Below are 17022 nucleotides of genomic sequence, written 5' to 3'. Positions count from 1 at the left end.
GGGAGAGCGCGCACGATAGCCAGCGTTGCGGCGCGGTTTCCGGCAGTGGCGCACAGTGCGCGGTGTTTGCACGGATTCCTAGAAAACGATGCAACAAAAAACCCCGGCCGGAGCCGGGGTTTTTCATGTCAGCGCCGCTGCCGATCAGCCGCCACGCGGGCCGCTGCGACGCGGGCCACCCGGTCCACGATTGCCGCCGGGGCCACCGGGGCCGCGGTTGCCACCCGGGCCGCCCGGACCACGGTTGCCACCGGGACCGCCCGGTCCACGGTTGCCGCCGGGGCCGCCGGGGCCTCGGTTGCCACCCGGACGCGCATTGGCATTGCCACCCGGACGAGCGTTGCCGGCCGGACGTGCATTGCCGTACGGGCTGTAGCCCGGATTGGCGTGGTCGGACGGGAAGCTCGGCGCGTTGCCCGGGTGACCGTACGGGTGCTTGTTGCCCTGGCCCTGCGAGCGGTTGCCGGCACCGGCCGGACGACCCTGGCCGCCTGCGCCGCCACGACCTTCACCGCCAAAGCCACCACGACCTTCACCACCAAAGCCGCCTCGGCCTTGGCCGCCACCGGCGCCTGCGCCCGGGCCCTTCGGCTTGCCATACGGACGGCCCTGGCCGCCTGCACCTGCGCCTGCACCCGGACCACGGGCGCCGGGGCCGCGAGCGCCCGGACCGGCATTGCGATGGCCGCTCGGGCCGGTGCTGACACCGTCCGGCACGTACCAGGTGCGGAACGCCGCCGGGTTGCCGTCCGGCAACGCGCGGTCGTTGCGCGGTGCACGCTGCTTGAACGGCTTCTGCGACTGCTTGGCTGCAGCTTCACCGGTGACCGTCAGGCCACCCTTGAAACCACCGCCACCCTTGCCACCGCGACCACGGCCGCGATCTTCGCGCACGTTGTCGAAGCGACGCAGTTCGCGGCCTTCATCGGCGGTGCTGTGACCGTTGACGTAGGCATTGCCGCGGCCACCTTCACGCACGCGCACGGTGGTCTTGGCAGCGCGACGCTGGCCGATCACCGGCTGCAGGGTCAGTGCCGACGGCGCGCCTTCTTCCAGCTTCAGCTGGGCGCGCAGCGCTTCGACCTGGGTGCCCGGCAGCTCGACCGACTGGCCGCGGGCCAGTTCGCGCGGCAGGCTGACCTTGCCGTAGCGGGTGCGCTTGAGGCGGCTGACCTGGCAACCCTGCGATTCCCACAGGCGGCGGACTTCGCGGTTGCGGCCTTCCTTCACCACCACGCGGAACCAGTCGTGCGAATCGGTGCCGCCGATGCGTTCGATCTCGTCGAACTTGGCCGGGCCGTCTTCCAGCGCGACGCCACGGGTAAGGCGGTCGACGATGGCGTCCTCCACCTTTTCCTGGCCTTCCGGGGCACGCACGCGCACCACGTATTCGCGCTCCACCTCGAACGAGGGGTGCATCATGGCGTTGGCCAGCTCACCGTCGGTGGTGGCCAGCAGCAGGCCGGTGGTGTTGATGTCCAGGCGGCCGACCGCGATCCAGCGGGCGCCCTTCAGCGGCGGCAGCGATTCGAAAACGGTCGGGCGACCTTCGGGATCTTCGCGGGTGGTCACTTCGCCTTCCGGCTTGTTGTAGACCAGCACGCGCGAGGGCTCGGCCAGCGCGGTGGCGACGAAGCCACGGCCGTCGAGCTCGATCCTGTCGCCGCTCTTGACCGACATGCCGGTCTGCGCGACTTCACCATTGACCTTGACCAGGCCTTCGGCGATGCGCTGTTCCAGCGCACGGCGCGAGCCCAGGCCGGCCTGGGCCAGGACCTTGTGCAGGCGTTCTTCCAGCTTGAACTGCTCGGAGGTGGCTTCGCGCTTGAGCGAAAGCTTGTTCAACGAGGGCTTGCGGGGGGTGTCACTCATCAGTTTTGCTCCGGCCGACGGTTTCGAGGTCGGCCTCTGGTTCGGAATCGGCTTGGTCAACAGCCACGGTCGTCTTCGCGACGGCGTTGTCTTCGCGTTCGTTCACTGTCACCGCGCGCTCGCCCGGCGCGGAATCGGGGTGCCCATCATCGGAGGGCGAAGGTGCTTGCTCATCGTCGGCCGCCGCAGCAACTGCGTCGGCAGAATCAGGGGTGTTGCCGGCATTGCCGGGGTCGTCATTCGCGGCGGCATCCGGGTCGGCGCTCACATCCGGGCCGGCGGCACTGGCCACCGGAGGTGCGTCGCGATCCAGGGCCAGCTGCGGTTCCAGCTCGCCGAGGTCCTTCAGTTCGGACAGCGGCGGCAGTTCGTCCAGGCGCTTGAGGCCAAAATAATCCAGGAAGCCCTTGGTGGTGCCGAACAGCGCGGGCTTGCCCGGCACGTCGCGGTGGCCAACCACGCGGATCCACTCGCGTTCTTCCAGGGCCTGGATGATGTTGCTGCTGACCGCCACGCCGCGCACCTGTTCGATCTCGCCACGGGTGATCGGCTGCCGGTAGGCAATCAGCGCCAGTGTTTCCAGGGTAGCGCGGGTATAGCGGGTCTTGCGTTCGGTCCACAGCCGGCTGATCCAGCCGTGCACCTCGGCGGTTACCTGGTAGCGGAAGCCCGAGGCGACCTCGATCAGTTCCACGCCACGATCCTGGCAGGCCTCGCGCAACCGCTCCAGCGCACGTTCGATGCTGCCCGGCGGCGCCGGTTCCTCTTCCGGGAACAGGTCCTTCAACTGGGCCAGGGTGAGCGGCTGGCTGGAGGCCAGCAGGGCACCCTCGACAATGCGGTTGATCAGCGTTTGATCCATCGGCAGTCAGCGCTCACTCGTTTTCATTGGCGGCGTCGTTGTCGTCGAACTCGCTGCTGAACTGCAGCGGGGCGTTGGTGTTGCCGGCGGCCAGGGACTTCACGTAGATCGGCGCCAGCGGTTCTTCCTGGACCAGGTCAAGCAACTGTTCCTTGGCCAGTTCCAGCACTGCCAGGAACGTGACCAGCACGCCCAGCTTGCCTTCTTCAGCGGTGAACAGGTTTTCAAAACGATAGAACCTGCCGTCTTCCAGCCTGCCCAGCACTTCCCCCATGCGCTGCCGCACGCTCAACGCCTCGCGCTTGATCGCGTGGCCGCTGAACAGCTCGGCGCGCTTGAGCACGTCGTGCAGTGCCATCAGCATTTCCTTCAGGTCCACCGGCGGCGGCAGCTTCACTGCAGCGCGCTCGGGCATGAAGGCATGCGCGATGCTGGTGTCCCGGTCCTGCCGGGGCAGGGCGTCGATGTCCTCGGCGGCCTGCTTGAAACGCTCGTACTCCTGCAGCCGTCGCACCAGCTCCGCGCGCGGGTCGGCTTCATCGCCCTCCACGCTGGGCGGCCGCGGCAGCAGCATGCGCGACTTCACCTCGGCCAGGATGGCGGCCATCACCAGGTACTCGGCGGCCAGCTCGAATCGCAGCTCGCGCATCACGGTGATGTACTCCACGTACTGCCGGGTGATCTCGGCCACGGGGATGTCCAGCACGTCCAGGTTCTGCCGGCGGATCAGGTACAGCAGCAGGTCCAGCGGGCCTTCAAAGGCGTCCAGGATGACTTCCAGCGCATCCGGCGGGATGTACAGGTCCTGCGGGATCTGCAGGACCGGTTGCCCATGCACCACGGCCAGCGGCATTTCCTGCTGCTGGGGGGCGGGCGGCCGGGTTGGCGGGTTCGCGTCGAGCGCGAGTTCGGAAGTCATCTAATGGACATCAGGATTGCAACGGACCAGTCGCGGTAACGGGCGTGCCGGGCAACTGCCACGGATCGCCAGGACACCAGGCACGCCAGGCTTGGCGCGGTTCCACACATCAAACAGCAGGACGCGCCGCAGAAGACGGCAGCGACAGAGCTACGGGAGGTCGTCTACGTGGCCCGGTCGGGTCGTCCGGTTTGAAGCAGCGGGTCGGTCGTCGGGGGCTGCGTTGGCCGCAAAAACCGACGGGCTGCTGCATCCAGCCACGTGCAATGGACCCTAGGGTAAGCCTTTGCCGCGCCAGTGTCCAGCCACGGCCGGGCAGGACCCGGGATTGGCTAGAATCGGTGCACTCCAGCAAGCCAAGCGAGGAAACGCCGGTGTGGTATGTGATTGAAGGATATGACGGCCAGGACGTACTGGCGCAGCGCCTGCAGGCGCGACCGGAACACCTGGCGCGGCTGACCGCGCTGCGCGACGAGGGCCGCCTGTTGGTGGCCGGTCCGTGCCCGGCGATCGACAGTGAAGATCCCGGCCCGGCTGGATTCAGCGGCTCGGTGGTGATTGCCGCCTTCGACTCGCTGGTACAGGCCCAGGCCTGGGCGGATGCCGACCCGTATGTCGCCGCCGGCGTCTACGTGCGGGTGCAGGTGCGGCCGTTCCGCAAGGTGCTGCCGTGAACGCGCAACGGATCGAACAGATTCGTGACGCACTGCAGCAAGCGTTGGCCCCCAGCGTGCTTGAGATCGAAGACGACAGCCATCGTCACGCCGGGCATGCCGGCGCGCGCGATGGCCGCGGCCATTTCAACGTGCACGTGGTCAGCGAGCGCTTCGCCGGGCTGGCACCGTTGGCCCGTCACCGTGCTGTCTACGCGGCACTGGGCGCCTTGATGGAAACCGATATCCACGCGCTGTCCATCCGCGCACACACCCCGTCAGAAAACGGCTGAGCCCTTGTCCCGCGCTGTCCTGGCGGGTCCTTCGGGGGCTCGCCAGGGACAGATTTTCGTGTCCGTTTGCGGTCATTGGTCTAACGGACTGTTTACAAGCGCAGATGGAAACGCTTACATTCCGCGCCACTGCTGGTAGATCCAAGCCGTGGAGGGCGGCTTCGTGAACAAGTCAGCCATAACAATCAAAGACGTCGCCCGTGAAGCCAAGGTCTCTGTGGCTACCGTTTCGCGTGCGCTCAACGGGCATGAAAATGTCGCCGAACCGGTCCGCCAGCTTGTGCTGGAGGTGGCCGCCCGGCTGCGTTACACCCCGCACGCCGCCGCCCGCAGCCTGAGCAGCCGCCGTACCAATACGGTGGGCGTGGTGCTGCCCGACCTGTACGGCGAATTCTTCTCCGAGCTGATGCGCGGTATCGACAATGTCGCCCGCAGCCGGCGCCAGCACCTGCTGGTGTCCAGCTACCACGGTGACCAGGAGCAACAGGGTGCGGCCCTGCGCGCCATGCGCGGCCGGGTTGACGGCCTGCTGGTGCTCTCGCCCTATGCCGAGAGCCCCGGCTTCCTGACCGACAACCTGCCGCAGGCCCTGCCGACGGTACTGATCAACACCTACCTGCCTGGCCAGGACCATCCGGTGTTGAGCATCGACGACCATGCAGGGGCGATGGCGATGACCCGCCACCTGCTCGATGCCGGCCATCGCCGCATCGCCTTCATTTCTGGCCCGGACCTCAACTTCGACGCGCGTGAGCGCCTGCGCGGCTTCCGTGATGCGCTGGCGGCTTTTGGCAGCGGTGCCGAAGGAATCGAGTTGCCCGGTGATTTCGACGAAGCTTCCGGCCATCGCGCCGGTCAGGAGTTGCTGGCAGCCGGCACGCTGCCCGATGCCGTATTCGCCGCCAACGACATGATGGCCCTGGGTTGCCTGTATGCCTTCGCGCAGGCAGGTGTCCATGTCCCGTCCGACGTCGCCCTGGCCGGTTTCGATGACATTCCGCTTGCACGTTTCGTCCACCCGTCGCTGACCACCATGCAGGTCAGCATCGCCGAACTAGGCGATCGGGCGATGTCGCGCTTGTTGCAGTTGATGGACGGCACCTCCACGGAAGGGGCAGGGGACAAACAGACCCTGGTCCCGCGCCTGATTGTTCGCGATTCCACCACTCCGCCATCCGGCCATTGAAGCCAGAGGCGTTCCTTCTTTCTTTTTTGATTGATCGCAGGGGCCGTGCAAGCGGCCACCGCCACCCGGAGATTGAGTAGATGATGCATTCCACTATCCGCACGCCGGCACGCCGGCTGCTGAGCACCGCACTGGTCAGCTGCCTGATGCTGGCCGCTGCTCCGAACGTCATGGCGCAGTCGGCCAACGCCAGCCTGCGCGGCCAGGTGTCCGGCGCACAGGCCGGCGCTGAAGTCACCGCCACCAACGTGGCCACCGGCACCGTGCGCCGCGGCACCGTGCGCGCCGACGGCAGCTACTCGCTGATGGGCCTGGACCCGGGCACCTACAACGTGGTCGCCAACGGCCAGAGCCAGAAGGTCACCGTCACCGTGGCCTCCACCGCGACGCTGAACTTCAGCGAAGCTGCTGCCGGCGGCGCTGGCTCCAGCGCCGCCACCAACCTGGACACCGTCAACGTCGTCGCGCCGACCCTGCTGCAGGAAGTGCGCACCTCCGAAGTCGGCAAGACCGTCAGCCTGCAGCAGATCCAGACCACCCCGCAGGTGTCGCGCAACTTCCTGGAGTTCGCCGACGCGGTGCCGGGCATGATCTTCACCCGCGATGCCAAGGGCAACACCTCGCTGCGTGGCGGTGCCACCAACTCCGACGGCACCAACGTCTACATTGACGGCGTGGGCCAGAAGAGCTACGTCAAGGGCGGCGGCATCTCCGGCCAGTCCGGCAGCGCTGGCAATCCGTTCCCGCAGCTGGCCATCGGTGAGTACAAGGTCATCACCGGCAACTACAAGGCCGAATATGGCCAGGTGTCCAGCGCTGCGATCACCGCCGCCACCAAGTCCGGTACCAACGAGTTCAAGGGTGAAACCTTCTACCGTTACACCAACGACAGCATGCGCGCGATGACCCCGGCCGAACGCCAGCCGGGCAAGAGCAAGGAAGAATCGGCCGAGAAGGAGTATGGTTTCGCGCTGGGCGGTCCGATCATCCAGGACAAGGCCCACTTCTTCGTCACCTATGAAGCCAAGCGCTTCGACCTGCCGGTGACCATCGCACCGGATGGCGCGGTGAGCTCGGCGGCCGCCAATCTGCCCGCCGATGGCGCTGCGGGTCTCGGCCCGGCCAGCCAGCCGTTCCAGCAGGATCTGATCTTCGCCAAGATCGACTTCGAACCGACCGACAACGATCGCATCGAACTGACCTTCCAGGACCGCGACGAAACCCAGCAGCAGTTCAGCGACCAGACCGCCAAGGTGCACGGCAAGGTGGTGGACAACACCGACCGCCGCTACGCCCTGCGCTGGAACCACAGCGGCGAGCGGTTCTACAACGAGCTGATGGTCACCCATGAAGAGGCGTTCAATAATCCGCTGCCGCTGACCTACGGCAACGGTATCGTCTACACCGCGCCGGACTTCGGTGACAAGAACCGGAACTCCCCGCAGGAAAAGACCCTCGTCCAGATCGGCGCAGCCGATGCGTTCGCCTCGCAGGTGAAGGGCCAGAAGGGCTGGGCGATCGAAGACAACCTGACCCTGGATGGTCTGCAGTGGGCCGGCGACCACACCATCAAGATGGGCGCCAAGTACAAGCAGATCGATCTGTACGCTTCGGACGCGGCGCAGATCAATCCGCAGTTCTTCTACACCATCGACAACCCCGCCTTCGCATCCGGTACCCCTTACAAAGCGCAGTTCACCAAGGCCAGCACCGGCGTCACCGGCGTGCAGTCTGAAGTGCGCGCCAAGGTCAAGCAGATCGGCCTGTTCATCCAGGACGACTGGCAGGTCAACGACCACCTGCAGCTGAACATCGGCCTGCGCTGGGATTACGAAAAGAACCCGGTGTATACCGATTTCGTGACCCCGCCGGAAGTTGTGAACGCACTGTTCTCGCAGGACAGGCATGCGCCTCCGGGTCAGACCTATGCGCAGACGCTGGCGCTCAGTGGTTTGAACGTCAACGACTACATCAGCACCGGCCACAACCGCAAGAATTTCAAGAATGCCTGGCAGCCGCGCCTGGGCTTCTCGTATGACGTCAACGCCGATGAGCAGCACGTGTTCCATGGTGGCGCCGGTCGGTCCTACGACCGCGACCTGTTCGACAACCTGGCGCTGGAGACCACCAAGCTGGCACTGCCGCAGCCGACCGTGTTCTTCCGCAACCCGGCCACCGGCAGCTGCATGTACGGACAGACCCCGTGCTTTGACTGGAACCCGAACCTGCTGAACGGCATCGAGAACGTGCAGGCGCTGCTGGGCTCCACCAGCAACGAAGGCATGGAAGTCGATCTGCTGAACAACAATATGAAGGTGCCGTACGCCGACCAGTTCAGCCTCGGCATGAGCAACCAGATCGGCGAGTGGCTGACCGATGCCACGATTTCACGCACGCTGACCTACGACGGCTTCGCCTACACGCTGGGCAACCGCTTCAACAACGGCAATTTCTTCGACAACCAGATGCTGTGCGGTGCTGACGAGCCGACCTACGGTCAGCCGTGGGGCTGCAGCATCCCGGGCTTCGGCAGCCTGATCATTGGCCAGCAGGGCATCAAGACCCGCTCCACCCAGATCCTGCTGTCGGCGCAGAAGCCCTACAGCAAGGAAAGCGGCTGGGGCACCTCGATCGCCTACACCTGGACCAATGCCCGCCACAACCGCAACATCAACGAGCACTACTCGTTCGATCGCGGCACCATTGGTGAGTACCCGACCATCAAGTCCAACGGCGCACCGCGCCACCGCCTGGTGGTCACCGGTTCGTATGACGGCTTCTGGGGCATCACCTTTGGTGGCAAGCTGACCCTGGCCACGCCGACCCCGGGCAACGACTGGTCCTGCATCGCCCAGGCCGGCAATTCGAACTGCATGCCGACTCCGGCTGCCGGCACTCCCTCGGGCAACGGCCACTTCCTGCTCGGCGGCAAGATCTTCGGCTACCGCTCGCTGGATCTGCAGGCGACCAAGACCTTCAAGCTGGCCGGCGATACCGAGCTGTATGCCCGTATCGACATCATCAACGTGCTCAACTTCGACAACTTCTCCAAGCTGAACTACGTGAAGAGCGACGGCAAGCTGCTGGTCAGCTACAACGAGACCGGCGACATCATCGGTACCCCGCGCCAGGTCAAGGCTGAGGTGGGCTTCCGCTTCTAAGCGGAACTGCTCGACGCAGCATCCCGATGCCGCCGCTCTGCCGGCGGCATCGGTCGCGTGAAAACGGCAATGGCCGGCCCCGTGCCGGTCCATTGCCCACGCCGCTGCCGGCCAGGGGGCAGCGGCGTGGGCAATGATCGCGGTGTCAAGCCACGGTTTCGTGGTTTTTTAAGGCCGCACTTTGTAAACGATTTCAGGTCATTGGACGTTATGCTCTTGGATCGATCAGCCCACCGGAGGAACCGCGCCATGCAGGCACGCCACCTGATGACCGCCGCTGCGATGACCCTGGCCATCGCCGCCTGCAAACCGGCCCCGCAGGAGCCTGCCAAGCCGCGCCCACCGGTGATCCTGATCGAAGCCGATGCGCCGCCGCGGCCGATGAAGCCTGAGCTGCCGCCGCTGTTTGACGACATCGAGCGCCGCACCTTCCAGTTCTTCTGGGACACCACCAACGAGATCAACGGCCTCACGCCGGATCGCTACCCATCGCGGCCGTTCGCCAGCATCGCTTCGGTGGGCTTTGCGCTCACCGCCTATCCGATCGGCATCGAGAACGGCTGGGTCAGCCGCAACCAGGCCATCGACCGCACCCTGACCACGCTGAAGTTCTTCCGCGATGTGCCGATGGGCCCGCAGCGTACCGGCAAGGCCGGTTACAAGGGTTTCTACTACCACTTCCTGGACATGCAGCAGGGCCGTCGCTATGACAGCTGGGTCGAGCTGTCCAGCGTGGATACCGCGCTGCTGATGATGGGCGTGCTGTTCGCACAGTCCTACTACGACGGCGATGACCCGCGCGAAAAGGAAATCCGGCAGATCGCCGACACGCTGTACAAGCAGGTCGACTGGCCGTGGCTGCAGCAGCGTGCGCCGCTGATCTCGATGGGCTGGTTCCCCGAGAACGGCTTCATCGATCATGACTGGATGGGCTACAACGAGGCGATGATGGTCTACATCCTCGCCCTGGGCTCGCCCAGCCATCCGGTCAGCCCGGACGCCTGGACGGTGTGGACGCGTACCTACGACAACGACTGGGGCGTGTACCAGGGTCAGGAATACCTGTCCTTCGGCCCGCTGTTCGGCCATCAGTACAGCCATGTCTGGATCGACTTCCGCGACATCCAGGATGCGTACATGCGCGAGCGTGGCAGCACCTATTTCCTCAACAGCCGCTCGGCTGCACTGGCCCAGCGCGAGTACGCCATCGCCAATCCGATGAACTGGAAGGAATACGGCGAGAACGTATGGGGCCTGACCGCCAGCGACGGCCCGCAGAACACCAGCCAGGAATACCGCGGCGAGCAGCGCCAGTTCCGCCACTACTCTTCGCGCGGTGCAGGCCTGCGCGAGAACTTCGACGACGGCACCATCGCGCCGACCGCCGCGATCTCCTCGGTGGTGTTCGCCCCCGAGGAAGTGATTCCGGCGACCCTGGAAATGCACAAGCGCTACGGCGACTACATCTATTCCAGCTACGGCTTTTTGGATTCGTTCAACCCCAGCTTCAACTACGACATCCCGATCAAGACCGGGCGCGTGGTGCCTGATCGCGGCTGGGTCGCCAGCGACTACATCGCCATCGACCAGGGCCCGATCCTGACCATGATCGCCAATTACCGGAACGACTTCGTCTGGGATGTGATGAAGAAGAACCCGTACATCCGCAAGGGCCTGGAACGGGCCGGTTTCAGCGGTGGCTGGCTGGCACCGGAAGGCCAGTTCCAGCCGCTGGAACTGCAGAAGGATGAAAAGGCCGCGGCAGCACGCGCGGTCGGTATCGCCGAATCACGCGCGGCCGCCGCGCAGGAACAGAAGAACAATGCCAACCGCAACACCGGCCAGGGGAAGTAACAAGGTGCACGACTGGAAACACCGCCTGCGACGCTGGGCCCTGCCTGCACTGGCCGCGCTGGCCATTGCCGGCTGCGCGCGCCCGGAGCAGGGCACCACCACCGTGCGCTTCTGGGCGATGGGGCGCGAAGCTGAAGTTGTCAGCGAGCTGATCCACGAGTTCGAGGCCGAAAACCCCGGCATCAAGGTGGACGTGCAGAACATTCCGTGGACGGCCGCGCATGAGAAGCTGCTGACCGCGTTCGCCGCCGACGGGCTGCCCGATGTGTGCCAGCTCGGCAACACCTGGGTGCCTGAGTTCGCCGAGCTGGATGCGCTGACCCCCCTGCAGCCCTATGTGCAGCGCTCGAAGGTGGTCGATCCCAAGGATTACTTCCAGGGCATCTGGGATACCAACGTGATCCACAACGAGCTGGTCGGGGTGCCGTGGTACGTCGATACCCGCCTGATCTACTACCGCAAGGACCTGCTGGCCAAGGCCGGCTTCGACCACCCGCCGCGGACCTGGGCGGAATGGAACGAGCAGATGGCCGCGATCAAGCGCATGCAGGGCCCGAACCGCTATGCAGTGCTGATGCCGATCAACGAATTCGAGCAGCAGTTGTCGCTGGCGCTGCAGCAGCCCGATCCGCTGCTGCGCGATGATGACACGCGCGGCAATTTCTCCAGCCCCGGCTTCCGCCGCACGCTGGGGTTCTACGCCAACATGTTCGAACAGGGCTGGGCGCCGAAGATGTCCGAGACGCAGATCTCCAACGTCTGGGACGAATTCTTCCGTGGCTTCAACGTGTTCTACATCTCCGGGCCCTGGAACATCCGCGAGTTCAAGAAGCTGCAACCGAAGGAACTGGAAGGGCAGTGGGGCACCGCCGCGCTGCCGGGCCCGGACGGCCCCGGTGCAGGCATTGCCGGGGGCACCAGCCTGGTGATCTTCCGCAAGTCGCAGCAGAAGGAAGCCTCCTGGAAGTTGATCGAATTCCTGTCGCGCCCGGAAATCCAGGCACGCTTCCATTCGATCATCGGCGACCTGCCGCCTCGCCGCAGCACCTGGAACGCGCCGGCACTGGCCAACGACCCGCTGGCGGCTGCATTCCGCGACCAGCTGGAGCGGGTCAAGCCGACCCCGAAGGTTCTGGAGTGGGAGCGCATCGTGCAGGAAATGCGCATCGTCACCGAGAAGGTGGTGCGCGGTGGCATGCCGCAGGACAAGGCCGTGGAAGAACTGGACCAGCGCGTGGACAAGGTGCTGGCCAAGCGCCGCTGGATGCATGAACAACAACGCCTGCAACGCAGTGCATCGCCATCGGGCACGACCAGTGCGGTCGCGGCCGGGAGTCCGCAATGAAACGTTCCTCGCTTGCCGGCTGGATCTTCGCCGGCCCCTCGCTGATCGTGCTGGGCATGTTCTTCGGCCTGCCGGTTGCCTCGGCATTGGCGCTGAGCGTGACCGATTTCGATCTGTACGCGCTGGCCGATGGCGGCAACCTGCGTTTCGTCGGCCTCGGCAACTACGTCGACCTGCTGCAGACCCCGATGTTCTGGAAGTCGTTGTGGAACACCACCTACTTCGTGGTGATCGGCGTGCCGCTGTCGATCGGCGTATCGCTGGGGGCGGCGATGCTGCTCAATGCGCCGGCCGCGCGCTTCAAGGCCCTGTTCCGTACCGCGCTGTTCGCCCCGGTGGTGACCACCCTGGTGGCGGTGGCGGTGATCTGGCGCTACCTGTTCCACACCAGCTACGGCCTGGTGAACTATGGCCTGGGCCATCTGGGCATCAGCCCGATCGACTGGCTGGGCGACCCCAACTGGGCGATGCCGACCATCATGCTGTTCGCGGTGTGGAAGAACTTCGGCTACAACATGGTGATCTTCCTGGCCGGCCTGCAGGCGATCCCGCATGACCTGTACGAGGCCGCGCGCATCGATGGCGCCTCGCGCTGGAAGCAGTTCCTGCACATCACCCTGCCGATGCTTGGCCCGGTGCTGCTGGTGGTTGGCGTGATCACGGTCTCGGGCTACTTCCAGCTGTTTGCCGAACCCTACGTGATGACCCGCGGCGACCCACTGCAGAGCACTGTCAGCGTGCTGTATTTCATGTTCGAGGAAGGCTTCAAGTGGTGGAACCTGGGACGCGCCTCCGCGGTGGCGTTCCTGCTGTTCCTGATCATCCTGGCGGTGACCACCGTGATGCTGCGCTTTGGCCGCAAGAGGCAGTTGGTATGAGTCGTGAAATCGGCCAGTCGCGCTGGCACCCGTGGATGATCAATGGCGCCCTGCTGGTGCTGGCCCTGGTCAGCCTGGCGCCGTTGTTGTGGATGCTGTCGGTGTCGTTCATGCCGCAGGGCGAGGCCACCCATTTCCCGCCACCGCTGCTGCCTTCGAGCATTACCACGCGCAACTACCATGAGCTGTTCGCGCGCACCGGCATGGGCGGCAACTTCGCCAACAGCCTGCTGGTGTCGGTCGGCATCACCCTGGGCTCGCTGCTGCTCAACACCATGGCCGGCTATGCGTTCGCCAAGTTGAACTTCGTCGGCCGCGAGCGCCTGTTCCAGGTGCTGATGGCCGCGCTGGTGATCCCGGCGCAGGTGGCGATGCTGCCGCTGTTCCTGCTGATGAAGCAGCTGGGCCTGGTCAACAGCTTCGGTGGCGTGATCGTGCCGGCGCTGGCCAGCGTGTTCGGCATCTTCCTGGTGCGGCAGTACGCCCGCTCGATTCCCGACGAGCTGCTGGAAGCGGCGCGCATCGACGGGGCAGGGGAGCTGCGCATCTTCTTCCAGATCGTGCTGCCGATGCTCAAGCCGGTGCTGGTGACCCTGGCGATCTTCACTTTCATGGGCGCCTGGAACGATTTCATGTGGCCGTTGATCGTGCTGACCGACCAGGAGCACTACACTCTGCCGGTGGCCCTGGCCACCCTCTCGCGCGAACACATCATGGACGTGGAAATGATGATGGCCGGCGCGGTGGTCACCGTGGTTCCGGTGCTGGCGCTGTTCCTGGTGCTGCAGCGGTACTACATCCAAGGATTGTTGCTGGGGAGCGTGAAGGGATGAAGCGTGCGATCGCCGTTGGACTGGGCCTGTTGTGGTCTTCCCTGGCGATCGCCGCCCCACCGGTGCTGCCCGCACCGAAGGTGCTGGATGACTTCGACGATATCGGTGCCTGGAAGCTGGTGCTGTCCGACCAGGTCAGCGGTTCGCTGCGCCCGGTCAGCGGCGCCGGCGGTGGCCGCGCGCTGTGCCTGGACTACGACTTCCATGAAGTCTCCGGTTATGTCGGCATCCGTCGTGCGCTGAACATCGAGTACCCGGCCAATTATCGTTTCGGCTTCCAGCTGCGCGGTGATTCGCCGGCCAATGACCTGCAGGTCAAGCTGATCGATGCCAGCGGCGACAACGTGTGGTGGGTCAACCGCCCCGGTTATGCCTTCCCCAAGGCGTGGACGCCGGTGGAGTACCGCCGGCGGCAGATCGACAAGGCCTGGGGGCCGTCGCCCGACAAGGACATGGCGCGCAGCGCGTCGATGGAGTTCACGATCTACAGCAAGGTCGGTGGCCGTGGCACGGTCTGCTTCGACAAGCTGACCCTGCAGGGCCTGCCTGCGCAGGACGACTCGCCGCTGCGGCCGTCGGTGATCGCCGATACCGCCACGGCGCTGCAGGAACGCATGATCGACGGCAAGTCCGATACGTTCTGGGTCAGCGGCGGCGTCAAGCAGCAGACCATCAGCCTGGACCTGCACAAGAGCCGTGAGATCGGCGGTGCGGTGATCGACTGGCTGCCCAGCCTGGAAGCGACCCGCTATACCGTGCGCATTTCCGAAGATGGCCGTGACTGGCGCACCGTGCGCGAGGTGACCGCCGGTGCCGGTGGCCGTGACTGGCTGGCGATGCCTGATACCGACGCCCGCTATGTGCGTTTCGACCTGCAGGGCGGACCGAACTGGCGCTACGGCATTCGCGACATCACCTTGAAGCCGCTGGATTTCGCGGCCACGCCCAATGCCTTCCTGTCGGCGGTGGCAGCTGACCTGCCGCGCGGTTCATTGCCGCGCGCCTACGTCGGTGAGCAGCCGTACTGGACCCTGCTGGGCCTGGATGGCGGGCAGGAACAGGCGCTGATCAGCGAAGACGGCGCGCTGGAGCCGGCCAAGGGCAGCTTCAGCGTCGAGCCGTTCATCCGCCTGGACGGCAAGCTGCTGGACTGGTCGAACGTGGCCGTCACCCAGTCGCTGCAGGATCGCTACCTGCCGATCGCCAATGTCGACTGGGTGCACGAAAAAGCAGGCCTGTCGGTGACCAGCTTCGTGCAGGGCACGCCCGAACGCGCACAGCTGATCGGGCGCTACCGGTTGAGCAATCCGGACAAGGTCGCGCACGAATACACCCTGGCACTGGCGATCCGGCCATGGCAGGTCAATCCGCCGACCCAGTTCCTCAACACCGTCGGTGGCTTCAGCCGCATCGACAGCCTGGACGTGGGCGAGCAGCTGGTGCGCATCAATGGCGAACCGCGGCTGTACCCGTTGCAGGCGCCGGACGCGCGCTTTGCCAGCAGCTTCGACGGCAAGCTGGACGCCATGCACCTGGCCAGCGGGAAGTTGCCCGCCACCACCGCGGTGAAGGACCCCACCGGCATGGCTTCCGGTGCGCTGCTGTATACGATCAAGCTTGAGCCGGGCCAGAGTCGCGAGGTGGCGATCGTGCTGCCGCAGACCGGCAGTTGGGCACCGCAGGCACTGGATGTGGCCAAGGCCCAGGCGCAGGTCGCGGCGCTGTGGCGCGACAAGCTGGGCGCGGTGACCCTGCAGGTGCCCGCTGCCGGCCAGCCGCTGGTGGAAACCCTGCGTACGGCCGTGGCGCACATGCTGATCTCGCGCGTTGGCCCGCGCCTGCAGCCCGGCACGCGTTCGTATGCACGCAGCTGGATCCGCGATGGCGCGATGATTTCCGAGGGCCTGTTGCGGATGGGCCGCAGTGATGCGGTGCGCGACTACGTGACCTGGTATGCGCCCTTCCAGTTCGACAATGGCAAGGTGCCGTGCTGCGTCGATGCCCGGGGCAGTGACCCGGTGCCGGAGAACGACAGCCATGGCGAGCTGATCTACAACATCGCAGAGTACGGGCGCTACACCGGCGACACGGCCTTCCTCGAACAGATGTGGCCGCACGTCATCGGCGCCTACACCTACATGGAGCAGTTGCGCGCCAGCGAGCGCACCGACGAGAACCGCGCGCGCAATCCGGCCTTCTACGGAATGATGCCGGCCTCGATCAGCCACGAGGGCTATTCGGCCAAGCCGATGCATTCGTACTGGGACAACTTCTGGGCGCTGCGTGGCTACAAGGATGCCGCGCAGCTGGCCGCGCAGCTGGGTAAGGTCGAGGCGATGCAGATCAGCGAATCCCGCGACCAGTTCCGTGATGACCTGCAGGCGTCGCTGCTGTCGGCGATGCAGCAGCATCGTATCGACTACCTGCCAGGCTCCGCCGAGCTGGGTGACTTCGACGCAACGTCGACCACCATCGCATTGGCGCCGGGTGGCGAGCAGGGCAGGCTGCCGCAGGAGGCGTTGGACGCCACCTTCCAGCGCTACTGGAATGAATTCGTTGCGCGCCGCGATGGCAAGCGCGAGTGGAAGGACTACACCCCCTACGAGTGGCGCAATGTTGCCGCCTTCGTGCGCCTGGGCTGGCGCGACCGCGCCTGGCAGGCCACCGAGTTCTTCTTCAAGGATCGCGCACCGAAGGCCTGGAACCAGTGGGCCGAAGTCGTCTCGCGTACCCCGCGCAAACCGTTCTTCGTGGGCGACCTGCCGCATGCCTGGGTGGCATCGGACTTCGTGCGCTCGGCGCTGGACATGTTCGCCTACAACCGCGATGCGGATGAAGCGCTGGTGCTCGCTGCAGGCATTCCGGTGGCATGGCTGCAGGGCGAGGGCATCGCCGTGAAGGGCCTGCGCACGCCGCAGGGTCAGCTCAACTACCGCCTGCAGCGCAGTGACAAGCAGCTGGTTCTGGAGGTGCAGCCGGGCCTGGTGCCGCCCACCGGTGGCGTGGTGTTGCCGTGGCCGTATGCCGGCGAACCTGGCAACGCATCGGTGAACGGTGAAGCGGCGGAGTGGGTCAACAACGAACTGCATGTGCACCAGCTGCCGGCACGGGTCGAGATCGACGTGCCAAGTGCGGTGCGTCGCGCCGAACGCAAGGGCCAGTGACC

The 17022-nt window shown here is 65.5% G+C and carries 12 protein-coding genes; 9 read left to right on the top strand and 3 right to left on the bottom strand.

Translation table 11 applies throughout. The features are described from left to right. Positions 1 to 144 precede the first annotated feature (144 nt). The 3 genes from ACVOLJ_RS12510 to ACVOLJ_RS12500 are packed head-to-tail and all read right to left on the bottom strand — an operon-like array spanning position 145 to position 3653. The gene (locus ACVOLJ_RS12510; protein ID WP_475281237.1) at positions 145 to 1872 is read right to left on the bottom strand and encodes a pseudouridine synthase; all 1728 of its coding nucleotides are present in this window, start codon (positions 1870 to 1872) and stop codon (positions 145 to 147) included. Beyond that, positions 1865 to 2734 (bottom strand): SMC-Scp complex subunit ScpB, encoded by an 870-nt coding sequence (gene scpB / locus ACVOLJ_RS12505; protein WP_475281236.1) that lies wholly within the window; start codon positions 2732 to 2734, stop codon positions 1865 to 1867. The genes ACVOLJ_RS12510 and scpB overlap by 8 nt, the downstream gene beginning before the upstream one ends. 13 nt (positions 2735 to 2747) lie before the next feature. After that, positions 2748 to 3653, bottom strand: coding sequence for a segregation and condensation protein A (locus ACVOLJ_RS12500; protein WP_475281235.1), 906 nt, complete (start codon positions 3651 to 3653; stop codon positions 2748 to 2750). Between the two features lie 374 nt (positions 3654 to 4027). On the opposite strand from ACVOLJ_RS12500, the gene ACVOLJ_RS12495 reads away from it, so the two are divergent. From ACVOLJ_RS12495 to ACVOLJ_RS12455, 9 genes are all read left to right on the top strand, one after another. Further along, positions 4028 to 4327 (top strand): YciI family protein, encoded by a 300-nt coding sequence (locus tag ACVOLJ_RS12495; RefSeq protein WP_475281261.1) that lies wholly within the window; start codon positions 4028 to 4030, stop codon positions 4325 to 4327. Next, positions 4324 to 4599, top strand: coding sequence for a BolA family protein (locus tag ACVOLJ_RS12490; protein ID WP_475281234.1), 276 nt, complete (start codon positions 4324 to 4326; stop codon positions 4597 to 4599). Before ACVOLJ_RS12495 ends, ACVOLJ_RS12490 begins: the two co-directional genes overlap by 4 nt. Positions 4600 to 4762: 163 nt before the next feature. Next, positions 4763 to 5785 (top strand): LacI family DNA-binding transcriptional regulator, encoded by a 1023-nt coding sequence (locus ACVOLJ_RS12485; RefSeq protein ID WP_475281233.1) that lies wholly within the window; start codon positions 4763 to 4765, stop codon positions 5783 to 5785. Between the two features lie 80 nt (positions 5786 to 5865). Then, the gene (locus tag ACVOLJ_RS12480; protein WP_475281232.1) at positions 5866 to 8946 is read left to right on the top strand and encodes a TonB-dependent receptor; all 3081 of its coding nucleotides are present in this window, start codon (positions 5866 to 5868) and stop codon (positions 8944 to 8946) included. Between the two features lie 249 nt (positions 8947 to 9195). Further along, positions 9196 to 10800: a glucoamylase family protein gene (locus ACVOLJ_RS12475; RefSeq protein WP_475281231.1), complete on the top strand. Its 1605-nt coding sequence runs from the start codon at positions 9196 to 9198 to the stop codon at positions 10798 to 10800. Further along, the gene (locus ACVOLJ_RS12470) at positions 10769 to 12145 is read left to right on the top strand and encodes a sugar ABC transporter substrate-binding protein (protein WP_475281230.1); all 1377 of its coding nucleotides are present in this window, start codon (positions 10769 to 10771) and stop codon (positions 12143 to 12145) included. The genes ACVOLJ_RS12475 and ACVOLJ_RS12470 overlap by 32 nt, the downstream gene beginning before the upstream one ends. Then, complete coding sequence (locus tag ACVOLJ_RS12465; RefSeq protein ID WP_475281229.1) at positions 12142 to 13023, top strand: carbohydrate ABC transporter permease; 882 nt, start codon at positions 12142 to 12144, stop codon at positions 13021 to 13023. The genes ACVOLJ_RS12470 and ACVOLJ_RS12465 overlap by 4 nt, the downstream gene beginning before the upstream one ends. After that, positions 13020 to 13856 (top strand): carbohydrate ABC transporter permease, encoded by an 837-nt coding sequence (locus ACVOLJ_RS12460; protein ID WP_475281228.1) that lies wholly within the window; start codon positions 13020 to 13022, stop codon positions 13854 to 13856. Before ACVOLJ_RS12465 ends, ACVOLJ_RS12460 begins: the two co-directional genes overlap by 4 nt. Next, a complete protein-coding gene (locus ACVOLJ_RS12455) occupies positions 13853 to 17020 on the top strand; it encodes a discoidin domain-containing protein (RefSeq protein WP_481564249.1) in 3168 nt (1055 codons plus the stop codon). The genes ACVOLJ_RS12460 and ACVOLJ_RS12455 overlap by 4 nt, the downstream gene beginning before the upstream one ends. Positions 17021 to 17022 lie beyond the last annotated feature (2 nt).

Source organism: Stenotrophomonas sp. STEN046 (assembly GCF_056759755.1).
This window is presented reverse-complemented; position numbering and strand designations above follow the sequence as displayed.